At 46.4% G+C, this 1303-nt stretch carries 1 protein-coding gene; it reads right to left on the bottom strand.

What is annotated here, in order from left to right; all coding sequences use genetic code 11:
- The coding region (ltrA, locus tag DWX61_RS18700; RefSeq protein ID WP_353652887.1) for a group II intron reverse transcriptase/maturase at window positions 1-866 on the bottom strand (866 nt) is incomplete at its 3' end.
- Window positions 867-1303 lie beyond the last annotated feature (437 nt).

Genomic DNA, 1303 nt, shown 5'->3' with positions numbered 1-1303 from the left:
AGCTTCTCTTCAAGATATTTCGTACTGCTTTCCAGAAGTCTCTCCGATGCCCGTTTGCTCTTCGCAAGAAACACAATGTCATCTGCATACCGGATACATGGGACTCCTCTCTTTACAAACTCCTGGTCAAACTCATTAAGGTAGATATTCGCCAGTAATGGGGATAGGTTTCCTCCTTGTGGCGAACCTTCCTCTGTTTCCATCACCACTCCATTCTCCATTACCCCGCTTTTCAGATAACGCTTAATCAACTGTACCACCCGTTCGTCCTTTACGGTCTTGCGTAGTAAGTTAATAAGGATTTCATGGTTAAGTGTATCAAAGTATTTCGATAAATCTAAGGATACTGCATAAGTGTATCCTTTTTCTGCATACTCCTTCACTTTAAGTATTGCGTCTTTGGCGCTTCTGCCCGGACGATAGCCAAAGCTACCATCTGCAAACAGCGGTTCATAGATTGGCACTAACTGTTGGGTTATTGCCTGTTGGATGGTACGGTCTATCACCGTTGGTATGCCAAGCTTTCGCACACCACCGTCTGGTTTTGGAATTTCAACCCGCCTTACCGGAGATGGAGTATATTTTCCTCTGAGTATCCGGTTTTTCAGTTCCTGTTGATGTTCCTTTAGATATGGCAGGGTTTCTTCGATACTCATTCCATCAATACCTGCCGCTCCTTTATTCGCCTTCACTCTTTTATACGCTCTGTTTAGATTATCTTTGTACAGTATCGCTTCCAAGAGTTTCGGCTGTGCACTGTCTCTTTCTTTCCATATCCGATTGAATGACCTTGACGCTTTCGCATACCCTTCATGTTCCGCACTATCTCTTTGCGAACAGCCACTTTTTGTGTTTTCTGTCATCATCAGTCATTCCTCCTTTCCCAGTCATACTCAAGACTCCTACTGATTCGGTCCTTCACCTTTCGGCTACTATGACCTCTGCTGACTTCTGTGCGTTCAGCACTGCTTTGTACAGTGGTTACTCCTTTCGGAGCATACCGCACAGACCTCCCCGGGTACCACACGTTTCTTCCTCTCCATCCATCTGCCTTATTTATCACGCATGATTCCGTGTAGTTATTGGGCTTTGACTTGGATAGCAGCCTTACCCTCATGCATAACCTTATATGAGATTTCTGTTCGTCAGACCAGAGATTTGCCCGTGGTTAGTCTGTTCCCACATCCGGCTTCCTTCGGATTCCGTCTCACGATGGACACCCTTGCCTTCGGCTATATCCTTCCCACTACCGGGCGGATTCGGGACTTTAACCCGTTAGAAACGTGCGCCGCCGGGCGCACTA

The organism is Ruminococcus sp. AF20-12LB, from assembly GCF_003478985.1.
GTDB lineage: Bacteria > Bacillota > Clostridia > Lachnospirales > Lachnospiraceae > Blautia_A.
Note: the sequence above shows the minus strand (reverse complement) of the source record. Positions and strands in the feature narration are given on the sequence as shown.